This is a genomic window from Paludisphaera borealis (genome assembly GCF_001956985.1).
GTDB lineage: Bacteria > Planctomycetota > Planctomycetia > Isosphaerales > Isosphaeraceae > Paludisphaera > Paludisphaera borealis.
The window spans coordinates 5,894,574-5,914,721 of record NZ_CP019082.1 but is presented as its reverse complement, the minus strand read 5'-3'; the positions used below and the strand labels follow the sequence as shown (position 1 = coordinate 5,914,721).

The window sequence follows — 20,148 nt, the reverse complement described above, 5'->3', positions numbered from 1 at the left end:
TCCTCCTCGACCCGCGAAGAGGCGATCCGTAATCAAAACCATGATCGACCCGACTCCTCCCCAACACCCGATCGACCCCGATCCCTCGGCCGGCGAGCCGAAGGGGAGGCTCCCGGTCCCCGAGTTCGACGAGCGACGGCTTCAGCTCCAGCTCGACGACGCACCGGGGATCACCGCCCAGGCCGGCCGCCGCGGCACGAAAGACAAGTTCGTCGCCGGCGTCCGCGGGCTCAAACACGCGATCCGGGGCGATTCCAGCTTCTTCGCCCACTTCTACCGCGGCGTCATGATCGCGATCGTCGCCGGCCTGCTGGGCGTGAACCAGTGGAGCTGGTGCCTGCTGATCCTCGCCGGCAGCCTCGTGCTCCTGGCCGAGATCTGCCACAGCGCCGTCGACACCCTGGCGCGCGCCATCGGCGATCCTGACGAGCCCCGGCTGACCATCGCCCGCGAGATCGCCGCCGCCGGCGTCCTGGTCGTCGCCTTCAGCTCCGGCGCCGTCACCGTGATCGTCCTCGTCTGGAAGCTCGCCCAGCAACTCGGCTGGATTCCCTAGCCATTACCTCGCAAGCCCGTTCCGCATGGTCTCGATCGCCGGAACGCGATTCACTCGCTGGCGCTTCGGCCTGCCGTGAAAATCCCAGTCTGTGTTTGTCGTGGGGGCGCCCCTTGTGGGTGCCCGATCGCCGACCGCTCACGCTCGGCATGAAACGAGCCGGGCACCCACAAGGGGCGCCCCTACCGGACCCGGTCGACCGCGATCCCCGTTTCCATGAGGCCGGATGTCGTCACGGCGTCATGGCGGTTCGTCTTTGTACGGCTCACCAGCGGAACAGGACGGTGCCCCAGTTCAGGCCCGAGCCGAAGCCGGAGGTGACGAGCAGGTCGCCCGGATCGATCCGGCCGCTGCGGTGAAGCTCGTCGAGGGCGATGGGGATCGAGCCGGCGGACGTGTTGCCGTAGCGTTCGAGGTTCTTGAACACGGCGTCGCGCTGGAAGCCGAGCACGTCGCTGGCGGCGTGGATGATCCGGACGTTCGCCTGGTGGGGCACGAACCACTTGACGTCGGCGACGCTCCGTTGGCCGTGGTTGAGCACCGCGAGGGTCGAGTCGGCCAGGATGCGGACGGCCCACTTGAAGATCGCCCGGCCGTCCATCGTCAGGTAATGCAGCCCCTGCTCGACCGTCTCGGCGCTGGGAGGCAGGCGGCTGCCGCCGGCCGGCCGGTTCAAGAGGTCTCCGCCCGATCCGTCCGAACCGAGCTGATAGGCGACCAGCCCTTGCTCCTCGGAACCGGGGCCCAGCAGCACCGCGCCGGCGCCGTCGCCGAAGAGCGGGTAGCTTTTCTGGTCGCCGGGGTTGATGACCCGGCTGTTGCAGTCGCCGCCGATCACCAGCGCGCGGCGGGCGTTACCCGTCGCCACGAACTGCGAGCCGATCACCAGGGCGAAGATGAACCCCGCGCAGGCCGCCTGGACGTCGAACGCCGGGCAGTTGAGCTGGAGGCGGTCCTGCACCAGATTCCCCGTCGAGGGGAACGCCATGTCGGGCGTGAAGGTCGCGAGGACGATCAGATCGACGTCCGCCGGATCGCATTCCGCCGATTCCAGGCAGCGGCGGGCCGCCTGCGTGCAGAGGTCGCTGGTCGCCTGGTGGGGAAGGGCGAACCGACGCTCGTGGATGCCCGTCCGGTTGACGATCCATTCGGGATCGAAGCCGAGCGTGTCCTGGAGGTCCAGGTTGCTGACGATGTTGTCCGGAACGTAGCTGCCCGTGCCGAGGATCTGGACGCCTTGCAGCGTGCGAGTCCTGGCCGCTATGTGGGCCTGTCCGTTGCTCATCGTCGCGACGCGCCCTTCAGAACCCGTCAATTGAGAGCCGCCGATCTCTCCGTTCGTCCCGGCCATACTGCTTTATATCTCTCGATTAATCGGGGAATCACGGCGTGTCGGACATCGCTCCGCCAATGTCGTGAGATGTTACGGAGACAGGATTTCGGGCGATCAAGGGTCGCGGGCCGCGGCTCGACGCCGTCGAGGGCGAGAACCTGTCGAGAAGAACCAGACTATAATGCCTTACGATGCCCAAGACCATAGCAAAGCGGATTTTGTTCCTTCCCACCTATGGATCACTCCGATCCAAAAACGATGATCCGGGACCGCCGGAACGAACCGGCCTTCGCTTCATCAGGAGCCCGCGAACGTGCCCGAACACCTGATCCGTCTGCGAGGAGGCTGGAAGCTTCACGACCTCGACGCGGAGGCCTCGAACGCGACCCCCCTGACCCTTCCCGTCGCCTGGGAATCGCGCCCCGTCCCCCGCCGGCTCCGCCTCGTCCGCAAGTTCGGCCGGCCGAAAATCGGCCGCGCGCGGCTCGTGCTCGAAGCCGTCGAAGGCCTCCGCGCGATGACCCTGAACGACGATTCGCTCGCGGTCGACGCCGCGCCTCCGGGCCGGCTCGACGTCGACCTTCCTCCCCTCGGCGAGCGGAACGTCCTCGTGCTCGACGTCGTGATCGAGAGCGCGTCGGACGAGCCAGCTTCCCCCTGGGGGAACATCGCCCTGGCGATCTCCGAATAGGCCCCGGGGACGTCCCGCTGGGCCGGTTGCGCTCCAAATTGCTTGGCGGGGGGTTGGCTCGCCTTGTAGGATGGGATGAGTCTCCACGAATCCACGACTGGGCTCGGAGCGCCGCGGCCGATGATTGAGCAACGATACGACGACTTCTTGAAAACCTACATGCTCTGTCGGACGGGCTTCCTCTTCCTGGCGATCGGTCTGGTTCCGGCCGCGTTCCTCCAGCTCTTGCTCGTCGTCGGCCAGCTCGGCGACCCGCGAATCTCGTTCTGGATCGACCAGACCCGATGCCTGGAGTGGATCTCGACCCTGACGACCTGGTCGACCTTGATCGGCACGACCTTGCTCTGGGGACGCTGGGACAACACGAGCTGGCAGCGCCGGACGTCGCTGCTGATGACGATGTGCCTGATCGACGTGGCGATCTGGTTCCTCGACCTCGGCGACAAGCAGGCGCTCGGTGAATCGGCCTGGTTCCGCAGCCAGTTCGGTCACGCGCTGGGCTGGGCCGAGTTCGCGCTCCTGGCCAGCTTGAGCGGCGACTTTTTGACCCATCTCGGGCTCGAACAGGCCGAGGAGTCGGCGAAGTCGACGCGCTCCCTGGCCGCCAGCGGCGCGATGATCTGGCTGCTGCTGTTCTGCGAGCTGGCGAACCTCCGCGCCGGCTGGCCGATCAGGCCGAACCCGCAAGTCCAGCTCCAGACCAAGCTGCTGTTCCTCGGGGCTGAGCTGATCTCGACGATCTGCCTGATCCAGGTCACCGCCCTGGTCGTCGCCGCGCTCCGCCAGTCCGACCGCCAGATCCGCGAGATGGCGATCGAAGAACGCGACGACGAACTCTACACCCTCCCCAACGAGCCCGACCGCCGCATCGAATTCGCGACCGCCGCCGCATCAGACCAATCGCGGACCATGTGAAGCCCGCCGCGTCACCACCGCGGCGACCGCCCCGCCAGCGCGTCGTCGAGGGCCGAGTCGACGACTCCGGGATCGGCCGAGCGCCCCATCCGACGCCGGACCTCGGCGACGATCGCCCCGACGTTGCCCCCCAGCCCCGCCGCGAAATCGCGGCCGAAACAGTGATCGAACCGCGCGATCTCGATCAGCCGCGCAGCCTCCCCGTAGGCGCGCCGGTAAACCATCCACCCGCCGTCGTCCATCGGCTCGGACATGGTTGCGACCCTCCCCCGTCCAGACCGCCTCCCAGCGCACATCCTAACACTGCGCACAAAAGTACATAGGCGCAAAGCGGATGGCAAGGCGGAAGTTTTCGAAAAGACGACAAGGCGGCCCGGACCGTCGGTGGGACGATCCGGCCGCCTTTGCGGGGATTTTCATGCGTCGGTCGTCGGCTCAGCGAGCCCGACGGCGACGGTAGGCCGCGCCGGCCAGGCCGAAGCCGCCGGCGATCAGGAAGCTGACCACGCTCGCCGGCTCGGGAACGGCGCCGACCTCGAAGTTGTAGGTCGTGCCCGGGCCTTCCCCGAATCCGAAGTGGATATTATCGACGGCGGCGATAGAGGTGCCGTACCAGCCCGATCCGATACCCGACGACACTCCGAGAATGTCGTAGTTGCCGATCTCACTTTTCCAGAATGCAATATCGTGATTGAACTGCTCCTGGAACGGAAGGTCTTTGTTTGACCACAGGTACATGTTGGGATCGAAGATATTCGAGTGGACCCATGTGTCGGTGGCGACGTCGCCGGGGGTCGTCAGGCTGTAATAGGGCTCGAAGACGAGGGCGCCCTTGTACACGCCGTCGACGCCGAGCAGTAAGCGAAGCGACGGGGCCTGGATACCGTTGTTGGTGCTCGCGGCGGACCGATACCAGTCATAGCTGAAGGACGACAGGTCGGAGAGCTTCCCGAGCGACTCGCCGGTGGAATAGCTGACGTCCGCCTTGTAAGAGCCGGCGGAGGCGTCTCCCTGGAACAAGACGGAACCGTTGCCGCTCCGGGCGAATGTCGAATCGATGCCGGCCGTTCCGCCGACCCGCACGTCGCTGTAGTACCATCCCGACGAACCGATCGCCACCGTCGGGGAGGCGCCCACTACCGCGTCGCCCCCGACGTTGTTGGAGTACACGTCCACGGTTCCGGCCTGAACGGCCGCGCCAAGTCCAAGAACCAAGCAGGCGACCCAGGCCGCCGTCCGTCCCATCATCATCGACAACCGAATCATTCTCGTTCCCCCAAGGATTTCCCGCATCTGGAGAGGTCGCAAGCGCCCTATGCGACTTGGCCCCTTCAGTGTCGAGTGGAGGCGGTGCGTCAACCGCCGTCGGGGACGAACCTATCACCAGATTGAATGATTCAGGCAGCACATTAACATAAACCAATCATGCGTTGATATTACGCGACGTGAATTGATGCCGCCCGGCCACAATGTCGACGGCGCGCGCCCCGCGGCGTGACGCGATGCCTTATTGCAACAGCGGATGATGTCGCCAAGTACGCGGCCTTCACGACGGCGCGCCGACCGTTGACGAATGTCGGAGGAAGGCGTATTCTGACGGGTGGTGATCCAGCGGGACCCGAAGACGGGGGACGGCGCGATGACGACGAGCGCGGCGGTTGCGAGGCCCGGGCGGGCGACGAAGGTTCTGGCGGTGTTGAGCGTGGCCGGGTTCTGGGCCCTGCCGTTCTCGCCGATGGTCGCGATCGCGGCGGTCGGGATGACGGAAGGGACGGAGGGCTGGGCGCGCAAGACGGCCGTCGCGGGGGCCGTGTGGTGCACCATGTACACGACGGCCCTGGCGGCCCTGATCGCCTGGGTTTATCTCCAGATCCCGTCGTGAGTCCGGGTCAGCCGGACGCGGGCTTCTCGAAGACGACGACGCTGGCGGTGTAGCCGTGGATGAAGTTCTGGCCGCCGACGGGGCCGAGCTCGCCCATGGCGAAGAAGCCGGCGGCGGGGATCGGGCCGAGGACTTCGTGGACGACGCCGACGTCGTGGTTGGGGGTTTCGAACAGGCGGGTGCCGCGGCCGTTGCACGAGAAGATCAGGGCCCCGACCGGTTCGCCGGGGGTTTCTTTCGGGCCGCGCTTCTGGAGCAGGCTTTCGCGGAGGTCTTCGTCGGCGGTCTCGGCGTCGCGGACGTGGAACTGGACGGTCTGGCCGACGCGGATCAGGTCGCTGATCTGGATCGCGCCCGACTCGTCGGCGCCCATGACGTTGCTGACGAGGAAGTCGCCGCGCTGGAACGAGTCCTGGTACTCGTTGATGACCCGGCCGATGTGGAGCCCTTCCTGCACCTTGTCGACGTCTTGCTGGGGGAGCGAGCGGAAGACGTCGCGGAGGGCTTCGAGGGCGGGCCGGCGGCCGAGTTCGCGGATGACGTTCTGTTCGGCCTTGGTGACCAGCATCGTGTGGCCGATCGGCCGGCACCCCTGGCTGACGACCGTCCGGATCGAGACCGGGCCGGAGAGCCGGATCGCGACGGCGCCGTCGCGGTGTGTCTCGCCGTCGAGCAGCAGTCGGTTGACCCCCGGCTCAGCGCCGCCGCTGGCGATGCCGCCGACGATCCGGAGGCCGGGCGAGTGCTCGTTGGCCAGCTTGAGGAAGTCGTTGACGCCGAAGCTGAACGGGTCGGCCAGAAGGATCAGCGTCGAACCGGCGACGTCGTGGAGGGTCGCCAGCGACTGCCGCAGCGAGCCGCCGCCGGGATCGAACCGGACCGGCTGGATCTCGACCCCCGGCAGCTCGATCGACCAGACCGCAAGCGCGGGCTTGCCCTCGATCTCCTGGTCCTCGCCGATGATCGCCTCGCCCGTCGAGCCCAGGATGTGGCGGGTCCGCCCTTGCTCGATGAACGCCTGCGACATCTTGCCGAGGTTGTCGGCGTGGTGCTTCGAGCTGAACACGAGCGTCAGGTCGGCGGTTGTCCCTTCCAGCCCCGCGTCCAGACGCTCGAGGATCTGGTGGAACGCCGTGCTCGTGCTCCGGGCGGTGGACAGGGCTGAGACGCACTTCATGGCCTTACCTGCTCTCGTGGAGTCATGGCGTCGTGTTTCGAGGGGGCCGAGGACGGGCCGACGGTCGAAACCGGGGAGACGATCCATGGGAGTCTGCATAACCCGACTTCTCGCGACGCCTTGAACCCAATATAATCTCTAACAGGTGGACCCTCCACCGGAACAATCTCCACCAAGTTGGACCGAGACATCGAAACCGCCCTGAACGCCCGATTCGGGAAACGTCGCCCCGGCTTGCCGATCGGCGGGACGCGACGCGGCGCAACGACCACTCGACGCCCCTCAGCCGCTTCTTTGCGGACGCCCGACATCATCCTCATCGTGAAACCCATTTCCGAACGGTTTGCTCGAACGACGAAGGACGCCGGCCGTCCCCTTCCGGACGCCCGATCCACGTCATCGGACCTGACATATGGCCTTTGATCCCAAATACATCCGCAACTTCTCCATCGTCGCCCACATCGACCACGGCAAGAGCACGCTGGCCGACCAGTTGCTGTTGCAGTCAGGGGCGATCACCCAGCGCGAGTTCCGCGAGCAATTGCTCGACGACATGGACCTGGAACGCGAACGCGGGATCACGATCAAGGCCCGAGCCGTCGCGATCAACTACACACTCGACGGCCAGGTCTACGAGCTGAACCTGATCGACACGCCGGGCCACGTCGATTTCCACTACGAGGTCTCGCGCAGCCTCGCCGCCTGCGAAGGGGCGATCCTGCTGGTCGACTCCACCCAGGGGGTCCAGGCTCAGACGGTCGCCAACGCCTACTTGGCCATCGGCAACGACCTGGCCATCGTGCCGGTGTTGAACAAGATCGACATGCAGGCCTCCCGCCCCGAGGAGATCAAGGAAGAGATCATGACCACGCTGGGGATCGACCCTAGCGAGGTTCTGGCCGTCAGCGCCAAGTCGGGTCTCGGCGTCCCCGATCTGTTTCGGGCGATCATCGAGCGCGTCCCGCCGCCGGCCGGCGATCCGGACAAGCCGCTGCGGGCCATGATCTTCGACTCCAAGTTCGACGACTACCAGGGGGTGGTCGTTTACGTCCGGGTCGTCGACGGCACGCTCAAGGTCGGCCAGAAGATCCGCCTGATGGCCGGCGGGACCGACTTCGAGGTCGTCAGCCTGGGCCGGTTCCGCCCTCGCGAGGTCGCCTGCGATGAGCTGGGGGTCGGCCAGGTCGGCTACGTCTCGGCCAACATCAAGAAGCTGTCGGACGTCCGGATCGGCGACACCATCACCCAGGTCCCCGGCGGCGCGACCGAGGCGCTTGAAGGCTACGAGGAGCCCGTCCAGGTCGTCTTCTGCGGCCTCTTCCCGGCCTCGCACAACCAGTTCGACGACCTCCGCACGGCGCTCCAGAAGCTGGCCCTCAACGATTCGAGCTTCACGTTCGAGCCCGAGACGTCCGACGCCCTCGGGTTCGGCTTCCGCTGCGGGTTCCTGGGGATGCTCCACATGGAGATCATCCAGCAGCGGCTCGAACGCGAGAGCAACCTGATGCTCGTGCAGACGGCCCCCAACGTCACCTACGAGATCCTCAACCGCAAGGGCGAAATCCTCCACATCTCGAACCCGACCCGGATTCCCGACCCCGGCGACATCGAGGAGTTCCGCGAGCCGATCGCCAAGGTCAACTTCATCCTGCCGACCGAGAACATCGGCGCCATCATGCAGTTGTGCGAGGATCGGCGCGGCACCTACATCAAGACCGAATACCTCTCGACCACCCGGGCGATCCTGACCTACCAGCTTCCCCTGGCCGAGATGATCTACGACCTCTACGACAAGCTCAAGAGTGCCACAAGAGGTTACGGCACCATGGATTATGAGCTGCAAGGCTTCCGGGCCGACGACCTCTGCCGGCTCGACATCCTGGTCGCCGGCCAGAAGGTCGACGCCCTCTCGATCGTCGTCCATCGCGACCACGCCGACCGTCGCGGGCGGAAGCTGGTCAAGAAGCTGAAGGGCGAGATCGACCGCCACCAGTTCGAGGTGCCGATCCAGGCGGCGATCGGCAGCCGGGTGATCGCCCGCGAGACGATCCAGGCCCTCCGCAAGAACGTCACCGCCAAGTGCTACGGCGGCGACGTTTCGCGAAAACGGAAGCTGCTGGAAAAGCAAAAAGAAGGCAAGAAGCGTATGAAGCAGGTGGGCAACGTCGAAATCTCCCAGGAGGCGTTCCTGTCGGTCCTCGACGACAGCGACGACTGAGCCCGAAACGCCAGCGAGACGCGTCGAGAAATCACGAGCCCGGTAGGAGCGGACGACGTCCCATGACGACCACCCCTTCGCCGACGACCGAAGCGGAAGCTCCCGCGCCGGAGAGCGGCACGGCCGGCGTGGTCCGCCAGACAGTGGACCTGATGGTGGTCCTGTGCCTGGGGGTGCTGATGTTCCGCACCTTCTCGGCCGAGGCGTACGTGGTGCCGACGGGTTCGATGGCCCCGACCTTGCTGGGGCATCACCGCGAGCTGAACTGCCCGAACTGCAAGTTCCCGTTCGACGTCGGGCTGGACGACGAAGGGCCGCTGGCCCGGCCGGTCTGCCCGAACTGCGGGTTCCAGGATTTCGAGAGTCAGCCGTCGATGCCGTGCAACGGCGACCGCGTGCTCGTACAGAAGTTCCTCTTCGATTTTCGGGCCCCCGAGCGGTGGGAGGCGGCCGTCTTCCATTTCCCCGCCGATCCGTCCCAGGCGTACGTCAAGCGGGTCGTCGGGCTGCCGGGCGAGTCGGTCAAAATCGCCGGAGGAGACGTCTGGATCGATGGCGCGATCGCCCGCAAGCGGCTCGAAGACGTGCGGGCGATGCGGATTCTGGTCCACGACGGCCGCTACGTCCCGGCCGACTCAAGTCGCTTTCCCCGCTGGGTCTTCCGTCGCGGCGCCAGTCGCCGGCTCGGCCCCAGCGGCTGGATTCAGGGCGACGACGGCTTCCGCCACGAGGCCGTCTCAACGCACGACGGCGACCTCGACGACTGGCTGGTCTACCGCCACTGGGACCCGGTCCAGAACCGCTACGCCAGCGTACACGACTATTACGGTTACAACGGCGGCGACGTCCACGCCGACAATCCGGTGAAGGACCTGGCGATCGAGGCCCGGGTGAACGTGACCTCCGAGGTCGAGAGCCTGGCCCTGATGGTGCGGTCCGGGGGCGACCGGTTCGTGGTCCGAATTCCGGTCGGGACGCCCGACCCGATCGAACTTACGCGCAACGGCCACGGCGAACGGGTCCTGGCCCTGGCGAATCCACTTTCGGAGCCGGTGGAAGCGGCGAAGGAACGCGCGCACGCGATCGAGGCGTCGGTCTTCGACCACCGGCTGCTGGTCGCGATCGACGGCCAGCCGCTGTTCGAGCCGTTCGATTACGACGACCCCGCGGAAGGCGCGTCGAACGACGAATCGCCGGTCGCGATCGGCGTCCGAGGAGGCAAACTGGCGGTCCCCGACCTGAAAATCTACCGCGACGTTTATTACACCAGCAGCCTCGGGGGCCTGCGCCGGCGTCCGCATGGGGTCGCCGAGCCGTACCAGCTCGGGAACGGCGAATATTTCGTCCTCGGCGACAACAGCCCGGTCTCCAACGACTCCCGGTTCTGGGCCCAGGGGCCGGTCGTCCCGCGGTCGATGTTCCTCGGCAAGCCGTTCCTGGTCCACCTCCCCGGCCGGGTGGTGGCGCTTGAGGTGTTCGGCCGTTCGGTTTACTGGATTCCCGATCCCCGGCGGATTCGGTACATTCATTAGGAAGGTGAGTCGTAAGTCCGCGACGTGCCACCCCTCGCGCCACCCGTCGTCAAAGAGAAGTCAACCATCATGGGACGGACCGCCACCGCAACCGCCACGACCAAGACCTCGACCGCTTCCAGCGCCGCGACCAGCCGGGTCGAATTTCGGGCCCAGGAAGGCCATCGCGAGACGGTCGAGGCGATCATCGTCGCCTTGATCCTGGCGCTGGTCGTTCGCGGCTTCGAGGCGCAGGCGTTCGTGATCCCCACGGGCTCGATGGCGCCCACCCTGATGGGCCGGCACAAGGAAGTCACCTGCCCCCAGTGCGGGTTCGTCTACGCGGTCAACGCGTCCGAGGAAGTCGAAGGAAGCCCTTACCCCCGGCAGGTTTACGCCGGAACCTGCGTCAACTGCCGGTTCCAGGCCACCCGGCTCGACGACGCGCCCAGCTTCAAGGGGGACCGGATTCTGGTCTCGATGTTCCCCTACGACCTGCCGTTCTTGCCCGGCGCGTCCACGCCCGAGCGGTGGGACGTCGTCGTCTTCCGATACCCCGAAGAGCCCGAGGTCAGTTACATCAAGCGGCTCGTCGGCCTGCCGGGCGAGACGATCCGGATCTACCACGGCGACGTCTACGTCAAGCCCAAGGGGGCCGACGACTTCAAGCTCCAGCGCAAGACGCTCGCGCACCAGGCGGCGATGCAGATCCCCGTTTACGACGACCGCCATCGGCCCCGGGCGACGGCCGGCCGCGACGAATGGACCCGGTGGAAGCCGGAGACGCCGGGGGGTTGGAAGATCGTCGAGCCCTCGGTGAGCACCTACCGTTGCGACCAGCCGACCGGCGATTGGGTCGACCTCCGCTATCAGCACCTGGTCCCCGACCTGGAGCAATGGGACGCCTTGATCAGCGACCGGACCCCCTCGCGACGCGCCCGGCCGACCTTGATCACCGACTTTTACTCGTACAACACGAACCTGACCGCCGAGGCCGCCGACCTGCCCCGGCAGCTTCGCGGCGACTCCGAGAACGCCTGGCTCCAGCCCCACTGGGTCGGCGACCTCACCCTTTCGGCCAGCGTCGAAGTCGCCTCGGCGGCCGGCGAGCTGAAGCTGGAGCTGATCAAGGGAGGCGTCGCGCATCGATCCGTGATCGATCTGGCGACCGGCAAGGCCCAGCTCACGCGCGGGGATGAGCAACTCGGCCATTTTGAGACCCCGGTCTCGAAGCCCGGCCGCTACCGACTCGAATTCGCCAACGTCGACGACCGCCTGACGCTCTCGGTCGACGGCCGGTCGGTGGTCGGCGAGGGGATCGAGTTCGACCGCGGCGACGCCCCCCCGGTGCCGACCGAGGCCGACCTTGCGCCGGCGGCCGTCGGCGCCCGCAACGCGACGGTCGCCGTGAGCGACCTTGTCTTGAAACGCGATATCTACTATACCCAGACGCCGGGAACGCACGACTACGGGCCGGTCTGGGAAGATCGGCGGCCGCGCACCCCCGTGGGCCTGTTCGACTTCCTCTCCGATCCGACCGCCTTCGCCAACCTGGCCCACGTCGGCCGTGAAGAGTACGAGCTGGGCGAAGATCGGTACATGATGATGGGTGACAACAGTCCTCGAAGCAAGGACAGCCGGGGGTGGGATTCGGCCGACCGTGCGTGGGACCCGGCCGATCGCAAGTCGTGGGAAGTGCCGCGCCCCCTGGTGACCGGGAAAGCATTCTTCGTCTACTGGCCGCACGGGGTTCCGTTCGGTCCCGACATCCGCATCAGCCGCGATTCGCGCATCCCGTTCCGGCCCTACTTCGAGCGGATGCGGTGGATTCGTTAGTTGGAACGGCGGGCGGCAACCACGCTACGTAAACCCCTTGGCTGCAAAACCTTAGGATGGGCACCGCCCACCGTTCGATAGCCGTCGGTAGACACTAGGCCCGCGCCGCGATCATGGAGGATCGACCGATGCCCCTGCTGGAAGTTCGAGGCTTGGAGAAGTGGTACGGCCGCCGGCAGGTCGTCAACGGCGTCGAGTTCGACGTCGACCAGGGCGAGGTCGTGGGCCTGCTCGGACCCAACGGAGCGGGCAAGACCACGAGCTTTCGCATGACGATCGGCCTGATCGACTGCGACGGCGGGTCGGTGAAGTTCGACGGCCGCGACATCACCCGCCTGCCGATGTACCTTCGCGCCCGGGCGGGGATGGGCTATCTCGCCCAGGATTCGAGCGTCTTCCGCCAGCTCTCCGTCGAGGACAACCTCAAGGCGATCCTCCAAACCCGCAAGGATCTCACCCGCAAGCAGCGCAAGGATCGGCTCGAAGATCTGCTCGACAGGTTCGGCCTGACGAAGATCCGCAAGACCCAGGCCCACCGGGTCTCCGGCGGCGAGCGCCGGCGAACCGAGATCGCCCGGTCGCTGATCACCAACCCCAAGCTGATCATGCTCGACGAGCCGTTCGCGGGCATCGACCCGAAGACGGTCGCCGAGATCCAGGAGCAGATCCGCGACCTGGTCGACACCTACAACATCGGCATCCTGCTGACCGACCACCAGTTCCGCGAGACCCTGGAAGTCACCGACCGCTGCTACGTGGTCCGCGAGGGCCGGGTCTTCGCCTACGGCAACCGCGAAGAGATCCTCAACAACGCCGAGGTCCGCCGCCACTACATCGGCGAGCGGTTCGACGGCGGCCACCTGCTCGAAAAGCAACGCCCCGTCATGTCGCTCGGCAAGACCCAGGGCGCCCTGCCCCGTTCCGAGCCGACCCACGACGACCACGACCCCTCGCCGCCGCACGCCCCCAGCCTGGACGAAGTCGAGCACGATCACGACCCCGATCCCGAACCGCCCCCGCGCGAGGCCGACGAGAAGCCCAAGGGCTACGTCCAGGGGGGCACGCACTCGATCCAGGTCACCCAGCTTCCCCCCGACTTCAACCTCGACGACCTGTACGACAATTGAGCGGAAGCAGCCGGTCTGAACTCCCTTCTCCCCTTGCGGGAGAAGGTGCCCCGCAGGGGCGGATGAGGGGTGTTCGATCGCCGAGGAGTTTCGAACACCCCCCTATGACGAGCCCCCCCTCATACGGCCTTCGGCCGCCTTCTCCCGCAAGGGGAGAAGGCATGTTTGCAACAGCCTATCTTGATGGATATCCGCAACCACTGAGCCGGCTCAGCTCACCACGAAGTTGATCAGCTTGCCGGGGACGACGACGACCTTGCGGACGGTCTTGCCGAAGAGCTGGGCGGCGATCCGATCGTCGGCGCGGGCGGCGGCTTCGATCGCCTGGGCGTCGGCGTCGGCCGGGACGACGACCTTGCCGCGGAGCTTGCCCAGGATCTGCACCGGGATCTCGACCTCGGCGTCCTTGAGCAACGCCGGGTCGAACGTCGGCCAGGGCTCGTAGGCGAGCGTCTTGTCGTGGCCGAGGATCTGCCAGAGTTCCTCGGCCGCGTGCGGGGCCATCGGCGCGAGCAGCAGCGTGAAGGTCTCCATCGCCGCCCTGGGCCGGACCCCGGCCCCGGTGAAGGCGTTGACGAACTCCATCAGCCGGCTGATCGCCGTGTTGAACCGCAACGCCTCGAAGTCGTCGCCGACCGCCGCCACCGTCCGCGCCACGAGCTTGGCCTGCTCGGGGGTCAGCGCGACGTCCTTGACCCTCGGGTCGAGCCGGACCTCGTCGGCTTCGTTCTCGACGATCATCCGCCAGGCCCTGCCGAGGAACCGGTAGACCCCCTCGACCCCCTTCATGCTCCAGGGCTTGACGGCTTCGAGCGGACCCATGAACATCTCATAAAGCCTGAGACTGTCGGCCCCGTATTCGGCGACGACGACGTCGGGGTTGATGACGTTGCCCCGGCTCTTGGACATCTTGTGGGCGCGGGCGTCGACCTTGATTTCGGGGGCGTCGGTGATCACGAAGCCCTCGCCTTGCTTCGTCAACAGAGCGTCGCTCAGCTTGACCACGGTCAGGGGGATCGGCGGGTCGGTCCGCTTGAGCGTCGGGCCGTCGTGATGGTGATCGACCTGGCTGGCGGTGACCATGTTTCCATCCGGGTGGCGATACGCGGAGAACTCCATCTCGCCGAGGATCATCCCCTGGTTCACGAGCCGCTGGAACGGCTCGGGCGTGCTCACGAGGCCCCGGTCGAAGAGGACCTTGTGCCAGAACCGGCTGTAGAGCAGGTGCAGCACGGCGTGCTCGGCGCCCCCCACGTAGAGGTCGACCGGCATCCAGTATTTTTCCTTCTCCGGGTCCCACGCCTGACCGCCGTTTTTGGGGTCGATATAGCGGAGGTAGTACCAGCACGAGCCGGCCCACTGGGGCATCGTGTTGGTCTCGCGGCGGAACTTCTCGGAGTACCGCACCCACTCCTTGGCCTTGCTCAGCGGCGGCTCGGGAGTGCCCGACGGCTTGAAGTCGCTCAGCTCGGGAAGCAGCACCGGCAGCTCCGACTCGGGCACGGCGGTCACGCGGTCGTTCTCGTCGAGCACGACCGGGAACGGCTCGCCCCAGTACCGCTGCCGCGAGAACAGCCAATCGCGGAGCTTGTAATTCACCGCCTTGCGGCCCACGCCCCGATCGGTCAGCCAGGCCGTGATCGCCGCCTTGGCCTCGGCCGTCGGCCGGCCGTCGAGGCTGAGGCCGTCGCGGCTCGACTGGATCGCCACGCCCTCGTCGTGGAACACGTCCGCGAACGCGCCGGGGTCGGTTTTGTAAGCGGCGCGCAGGTCGCTTGCGTCGACGTCGGGCCCTCGGTTGGCTTCGAGCCAGGCGTCGGGGGGCTGAACGACGGCGACGATCGGTATGCCGAAGGTCTTGGCGAACTCGAAGTCGCGGTCGTCATGGCCGGGGACGGCCATGATCGCGCCGGTGCCGTAACCCATCAACACATAATCGGCGATCCAGATCGGGATCTGCTGGCCGGTCACCGGGTTGACGGCGTGTCCGCCGGTGAAAACGCCGGTCTTCGACTTCGCCAGGTCGGTGCGGTCGAGGTCGCTCTTGCGGGTCGCGAGCGTGCGGTACTCGGCGACCGCCGCCTGCTGCTCGGGGGTCGAGACGCGATCGACCAGCGGATGCTCGGGGGCCAGCACCATGTACGTGGCGCCGAAGAGAGTGTCGGGCCGCGTCGTGTAAACGCGGATCACGTCGGCGGCCGGAGTCTCGGGGAAGGTCGCCGACGACGCGGACGGGGCGGGAAGGCGATCGACGACGATCGGGAAGTCGACCTCGGCGCCCTCGCTGCGACCGACCCAGTTGCGCTGCATGTCTTTGATGGGTTTCGGCCAGTCGACGTGCTCGATGTCGTCGATCAGGCGGTCGCCGTAGGCGGTGATCCGGAGCATCCACTGAGTCAGCGGCATGCGGACGACCGGAAACCCGCCGCGCTCGCTCTTGCCGTCAATGACCTCTTCATTCGCCAGCACCGTCCCCAGGCCGGGGCACCAGTTGACGGGGACCTCGGCGCGATAAGCCAGCCGCTTGCCGTCGCGGTAGGCGTCGGCGTCGGCGACCCCCTCGGGGATCGGCAGCTCGGCGATCGGCCGCCCCTTCCCCTTCCGCGCGTTCCCTTGCTGGTCGGTCCAGACGAACTCGGGGTCGTACCAGGTGTCGTGGATCTTGAGGAAGATCCACTGGGTCCACTTGTAGTAATCAGGCGAAGTCGTGTCGACTTCCCGATCCCAATCATAAGAGAATCCGAGCGATTTGATCTGACGCCGGAAGGTGTCGATGTTGACCTGGGTCGTGATCCTCGGATGGGTGTTGGTCTGGACGGCGTATTGCTCGGCCGGCAGTCCGAAGGCGTCCCAGCCCATCGGGTGCAGGACGTTGAACCCGCGCATCCGCTTGAAGCGGCAGAGGATGTCGGTGGCGGTGTAGCCCTCGGGGTGGCCGACGTGGAGGCCGGCGCCGCTGGGGTAGGGGAACATGTCGAGGATGTAAAGCTTGGGCCGATCGCGGTCGACGTCGGGCGTGGCGAACGTCTTGTTAGTTTCCCAGTAGGCTTGCCACTTGGGCTCGATGCGCTGAGGGTGATAAGCAGGCATATCTCGATCTCTCCGGCCCCGGCGATTCATCCGTCGAAGCAGGAAGCGGGCTCGCCGATCGCCGTCCCGTCATGAAAAAAAGCCCGCCGCGCGTCCGGGGGCCGTTGCTTCGCTCGATCCGTCGAGCATACCGTTTCGCCCCCCGATCCGCCAGTTGAGCGCCCGCGTGCACGCGCCTCCGTCCGGTCGCGACGATTGTGACGACTTGAACGGCGTCCATAGATCCGGCCCCGGCCCCGGGAGCCACTATGGACAGCGCAAGCCATTATCAAAACAGGCTTTAAGGCGCTATTTCTCTCTCTGTCCATAGACCACTTCAAAAATAGAATAAGAAGTTGGAGAGGGAAAATCAGCTCGAAAAGGGGAGCCGAGCGTTTGCCGGAAGAAACAAAGTTGCTGGGTGCCATGGACATCGTGGCCAGTGTGGACGACCCGTCGAGTCGTCCACCGTCGGCGGTCTCGACCCGCGCGACCTGCGTCCTGGGCGGAACCCGCCCGGCTCCGGCGTCCGGCATGATCGTCAAGGCCCGCGCATCGCCGCCGATCGGCGCGACCCCGAGAGTCGGTCCAGGTTCATGAGCGGGGCGGATTTCGCGTGTACGGATGCTTAGAATTACAATCGTTTGTATTTTTTACAAGGCCTGCGGAGGCTGCGGACGGGTCGAACTTGAGGAAATCTCGAAAAATTTCGAGCGGAATCCGCACGTCGTCCAATCGGCGTGTAGACTTGAGACGAATCCAGGAATTTGGCCCCTCGCCATGAACGCTTCCGCCGATCGTTCGGCATCGCTCTTGCGATTCATGGAAGTCGAGGGCTCGACCCGGGACGTCGGGCGACTGTTCAACCTGGCAAGGAGTATGGAAATGGCCCTGAAACAATCGGCCCCGATCGCCGTGCGCGCCGGCAAGGCGTGGGTCGTCGCGGCGGTCGCCGGCGCATTGCTGACCACGGCCGGCGGCTGCAACCACCGCCGTTCGGCGCTTCGTCCCGTCTTCTCGGGGGTTCGGGCCGCGGCGGCGCCCTGCACCAATTGCGGCGGCGACGGCGGCTCGACGACTGTCGTCACCGATCCCGGCACCACGATCATTCGAGGCGGCTCGGCCCCCGGGGGCCTGTCGCGCGAGCCGATCAGCAGCGAGCCGGGCGCGTCGATCCCGTCGGACGTCCCGGCCCTCGACGAGCCGATCATCAACACGACGCCGACCTCGCGGAAGAGCGCCTCGCCCGAGACGCCGCCCAAGGCCACGATCGGCGACCCGGACCTCGACTCGATCCCGTCCGCGACGTCGACGAGCCGGTCGCGAAGCCTCCGCCCCTCGTACGACTCGAACTCGAAATCCAACGCCAAGTCGTCGCCGGCGCTTCAAGGGCCCGGCAGCTCGGCCCCGACGTCGTACAAGACCAAGGTCGACGGCGGCCTGCGGTCGACCTCGACGACCGGCGTCGTGCGGCGGACGAGCGCCCAGGACGGCCTCAAGACGTTCTTCGGCAAGGACGGCGGCGACGAGCTGTTCTTCCCCAACAAGGCCGACCGCCCCTGGAAGTACGTCGTTCTGCACCACAGCGCGACCGAGACCGGCAACTACGATTCGATCGACGCCGAGCATCGCAAGGTGCTGGGGTTCGACGGCTGCGGCTATCACTTCGTGATCGGCAACGGCACCGGCAGCGGCGACGGTCAGATCGAGGTCTCCCAGCGCTGGGTCAACCAGAAGCACGGCGTCCACTGCCGCAACGCCCGCAAGGCCGAGATCGACGAGTACGGCATCGGCATTTGCTTCATCGGCGATTTCGACAAGGCCCCGCCGACCGCCCGCCAGGTGGCCGCCGCCCGCGCGCTCGTCAGCTACCTGAGCCGGAAGTACGAGATCGTCGACGAGAACGTCGAGACCCACGCCCACCTCGCGGCCACGCCGACCGTCTGCCCCGGCAAGCACTTCCCGTTCGAATCCATCCTGGCCGCGCCGTCCGTCAACGTCCAGGAAGACCGCCCCGCCCGCGAGCGTCGCCCCGTCCCCACCGCCTGGAAGGTCAAGGCCCCCAGCAGCCAGGGCCAAGGCGGCACGCCGGTTTATTGATGGATGCATCCTCGACCCGCATGGAAGCGGGTTGGTTTTTCCATCTGTTCATCCAAGCCCGCCGCACCGCCGCACGGCTTCGTGCAAGATCGCGATGACCGACATCGAGTCGGTGATTTCGCCCCTCTGAAGCATTCCCCATGCTTCGTCCCAAGGCACTCGCCTGACTTCGATCTGCTCGGTCCCTTCCGGCTCGCTCTCTCCCGGGGTCAGTTCCGAGGCGCGATAGATGAAGGCGATCTCGTCGCAGACCGAGTTCGACAGATGGCTCGTGGCGATCAATTCGAGCTTGCCGCAGGTGAGGCCCGTTTCTTCCTTCAGCTCGCGTCGGGCCGATTCTTCGAGCGTTTCGTGGGGAGGGCCGCCCCCCTCGGGGATCTCCCACGAGTATTGATTGAGCGGGTAGCGGTGCTGGCCGACGAGCCAGACGGCACCGTCGTCCTCGACGGGCAGGACGCCGACGGCTCGGTTCTTGAACTCGACCACGCCGTAGACGCCCGGCTGACCGTCGGGGCGGAGGACCTGGTCTTCGCGGACCCGAATCCAGGGGTTCTCGTAGACCGGACGAGCGCTCAGGGTCCGCCAGGGGTTAGGCGGCGGCCCGTCCGGTCGGTTCGAGGTTGGGTCGGCGTCCCGACTCATTTGCCGAGGGCGTCCTTGAGGGCCTGGCCCATGTCGGCGGGGCTCTTGGCGACGCGGATGCCCGCGCCTTCGAGCGCGGCGATCTTGTCGGACGCCTTGCCCGAGCCGCCCGAGATGATCGCGCCGGCGTGTCCCATGCGCTTGCCCGGCGGGGCGGTCTGGCCGGCGATGAAGGCGGCCAGCGGCTTGGTGAAGCCTCCCGACGCCTTGAACTCGGCGGCCTGCTCCTCGGCGTTGCCGCCGATCTCGCCCATCATCAGGACGGCGTCGGTGTCGGGGTCAGCCTCGAAGAGGCGGAGGACGTCGACGAAGCTGGTGCCGTTGACGGGGTCGCCGCCGATCCCCACGCAGGTGCTCTGGCCGATGCCGAGGTTCGTGAGCTGCCAGACGCCTTCGTACGTGAGGGTCCCCGACCGGCTGACGAGGCCGACGCGGCCCGGCTTGTGGATATAAGCCGGCATGATGCCGATCTTGCAGGCGCCGGGGGTGATCACGCCCGGGCAGTTGGGGCCGATCAGCCGGACCTCGGGATGATGGGCGTGCAGATAAGCCACGGCGCGGGCCATGTCGAGGACGGGGATGCCCTCGGTGATCGCGATGATCAAGGGGATGCCGGCGTCGGCGGCCTCCATGACCGCGTCGGCCGCGCCCGGGGCGGGGACGAAAATCATCGTCGCGTTCGCGCCGGTCTTCTCGACGGCCTCATAGCAGGAGTCGAAGACCGGCACGCCCAGGGCCGTCTCGCCCCCCCGGCCCGGCGTCACGCCGCCGACCAGGTTCGTGCCGTACGCCTTGCATTGCTCGGAGTGGAACGCGCCCGACTTGCCGGTGATCCCCTGGCAAATCAGGCGAGTGTTCTTATCGACCAAGATACTCATGAATTCGTTTCCATGTTTGCGGTGTATTTACTGGCGAATTCGGAGCCGCATCCCCTTCTCCCCTTGCGGGAGAAGGTGCCCCGCAGGGGCGGATGAGGGGGATTCGATCGCCGTTCGCGTTCGCGAGTCCCCATGATCCACCCCTCATCCGGCCTTCGGCCACCTTCTCCCGCAAGGGGAGAAGGCATGACGGCGCCGGCCTGTTCCAGAAGC

General features: G+C 66.5%; 17 protein-coding genes. 10 read left to right on the top strand and 7 right to left on the bottom strand.

Going from position 1 to position 20,148, the window contains the following annotated elements; genetic code table 11:
- Window positions 1-40 precede the first annotated feature (40 nt).
- The gene (locus tag BSF38_RS22900; RefSeq protein ID WP_076349442.1) at window positions 41-556 is read left to right on the top strand and encodes a diacylglycerol kinase; all 516 of its coding nucleotides are present in this window, start codon (window positions 41-43) and stop codon (window positions 554-556) included.
- 265 nt (window positions 557-821) lie between these two features.
- Here the strand turns inward: BSF38_RS22900 and BSF38_RS22895 are convergent, their stop codons facing one another.
- Complete coding sequence (locus BSF38_RS22895; RefSeq protein ID WP_076351334.1) at window positions 822-1,841, bottom strand: beta-ketoacyl-ACP synthase III; 1,020 nt, start codon at window positions 1,839-1,841, stop codon at window positions 822-824.
- Window positions 1,842-2,202: 361 nt separating this feature from the next.
- On the opposite strand from BSF38_RS22895, the gene BSF38_RS22890 reads away from it, so the two are divergent.
- The gene (locus tag BSF38_RS22890) at window positions 2,203-2,580 is read left to right on the top strand and encodes a hypothetical protein (RefSeq protein WP_076349441.1); all 378 of its coding nucleotides are present in this window, start codon (window positions 2,203-2,205) and stop codon (window positions 2,578-2,580) included.
- Between the two features lie 120 nt (window positions 2,581-2,700).
- Window positions 2,701-3,495 carry a hypothetical protein gene (locus tag BSF38_RS22885; protein ID WP_076349440.1) on the top strand — a complete coding sequence of 265 codons (795 nt, stop codon included), beginning with the start codon at window positions 2,701-2,703 and terminating at the stop codon, window positions 3,493-3,495.
- An 11-nt stretch (window positions 3,496-3,506) separates the two neighbouring features.
- Here the strand turns inward: BSF38_RS22885 and BSF38_RS22880 are convergent, their stop codons facing one another.
- Window positions 3,507-3,749: a hypothetical protein gene (locus BSF38_RS22880; RefSeq protein WP_076349439.1), complete on the bottom strand. Its 243-nt coding sequence runs from the start codon at window positions 3,747-3,749 to the stop codon at window positions 3,507-3,509.
- 181 nt (window positions 3,750-3,930) lie between these two features.
- Complete coding sequence (locus BSF38_RS22875; RefSeq protein WP_076349438.1) at window positions 3,931-4,761, bottom strand: PEP-CTERM sorting domain-containing protein; 831 nt, start codon at window positions 4,759-4,761, stop codon at window positions 3,931-3,933.
- 373 nt (window positions 4,762-5,134) lie between these two features.
- Between BSF38_RS22875 and BSF38_RS22870 the strand changes: the two genes are divergently transcribed.
- Window positions 5,135-5,377, top strand: a complete 243-nt coding sequence (locus BSF38_RS22870) for a hypothetical protein (protein ID WP_145952282.1) — start codon at window positions 5,135-5,137, stop codon at window positions 5,375-5,377.
- Window positions 5,378-5,384: 7 nt separating this feature from the next.
- On the opposite strand, the gene BSF38_RS22865 is transcribed toward BSF38_RS22870, so the two are convergent.
- Window positions 5,385-6,554, bottom strand: coding sequence for an FIST signal transduction protein (locus BSF38_RS22865; protein WP_076349436.1), 1,170 nt, complete (start codon window positions 6,552-6,554; stop codon window positions 5,385-5,387).
- A 412-nt stretch (window positions 6,555-6,966) separates the two neighbouring features.
- On the opposite strand from BSF38_RS22865, the gene lepA reads away from it, so the two are divergent.
- The 4 genes from lepA (at window position 6,967) to lptB (ending at window position 13,246) form a co-directional block, all read left to right on the top strand.
- Window positions 6,967-8,772, top strand: coding sequence for a translation elongation factor 4 (lepA, locus tag BSF38_RS22860; RefSeq protein ID WP_076349435.1), 1,806 nt, complete (start codon window positions 6,967-6,969; stop codon window positions 8,770-8,772).
- Window positions 8,773-8,834: 62 nt separating this feature from the next.
- The gene (locus BSF38_RS22855) at window positions 8,835-10,304 is read left to right on the top strand and encodes a S26 family signal peptidase (RefSeq protein ID WP_076349434.1); all 1,470 of its coding nucleotides are present in this window, start codon (window positions 8,835-8,837) and stop codon (window positions 10,302-10,304) included.
- A 69-nt stretch (window positions 10,305-10,373) separates the two neighbouring features.
- Window positions 10,374-12,119: a signal peptidase I gene (gene lepB, locus BSF38_RS22850; protein WP_076351332.1), complete on the top strand. Its 1,746-nt coding sequence runs from the start codon at window positions 10,374-10,376 to the stop codon at window positions 12,117-12,119.
- Window positions 12,120-12,247: 128 nt separating this feature from the next.
- Window positions 12,248-13,246: an LPS export ABC transporter ATP-binding protein gene (gene lptB / locus BSF38_RS22845; protein WP_083714014.1), complete on the top strand. Its 999-nt coding sequence runs from the start codon at window positions 12,248-12,250 to the stop codon at window positions 13,244-13,246.
- Between the two features lie 210 nt (window positions 13,247-13,456).
- Here the strand turns inward: lptB and leuS are convergent, their stop codons facing one another.
- Entirely contained in the window at window positions 13,457-16,336 is a 2,880-nt protein-coding gene (leuS, locus tag BSF38_RS22840; protein ID WP_076349433.1) for a leucine--tRNA ligase, read from the bottom strand.
- 375 nt (window positions 16,337-16,711) lie between these two features.
- Here leuS and BSF38_RS30880 point away from each other — a divergent pair, with 375 nt between their 5' ends.
- Both BSF38_RS30880 and BSF38_RS22835 read left to right on the top strand, forming a co-directional pair.
- The gene (locus tag BSF38_RS30880; protein ID WP_145952281.1) at window positions 16,712-16,915 is read left to right on the top strand and encodes a hypothetical protein; all 204 of its coding nucleotides are present in this window, start codon (window positions 16,712-16,714) and stop codon (window positions 16,913-16,915) included.
- Window positions 16,916-17,200: 285 nt separating this feature from the next.
- Window positions 17,201-18,415, top strand: a complete 1,215-nt coding sequence (locus BSF38_RS22835; protein WP_168189435.1) for a peptidoglycan recognition protein family protein — start codon at window positions 17,201-17,203, stop codon at window positions 18,413-18,415.
- 48 nt (window positions 18,416-18,463) lie between these two features.
- Here the strand turns inward: BSF38_RS22835 and BSF38_RS22830 are convergent, their stop codons facing one another.
- Both BSF38_RS22830 and sucD read right to left on the bottom strand, forming a co-directional pair.
- Complete coding sequence (locus BSF38_RS22830; RefSeq protein ID WP_076349431.1) at window positions 18,464-19,057, bottom strand: NUDIX domain-containing protein; 594 nt, start codon at window positions 19,055-19,057, stop codon at window positions 18,464-18,466.
- Entirely contained in the window at window positions 19,054-19,935 is an 882-nt protein-coding gene (sucD, locus tag BSF38_RS22825) for a succinate--CoA ligase subunit alpha (protein WP_076349430.1), read from the bottom strand. The genes BSF38_RS22830 and sucD overlap by 4 nt, the downstream gene beginning before the upstream one ends.
- Window positions 19,936-20,148 lie beyond the last annotated feature (213 nt).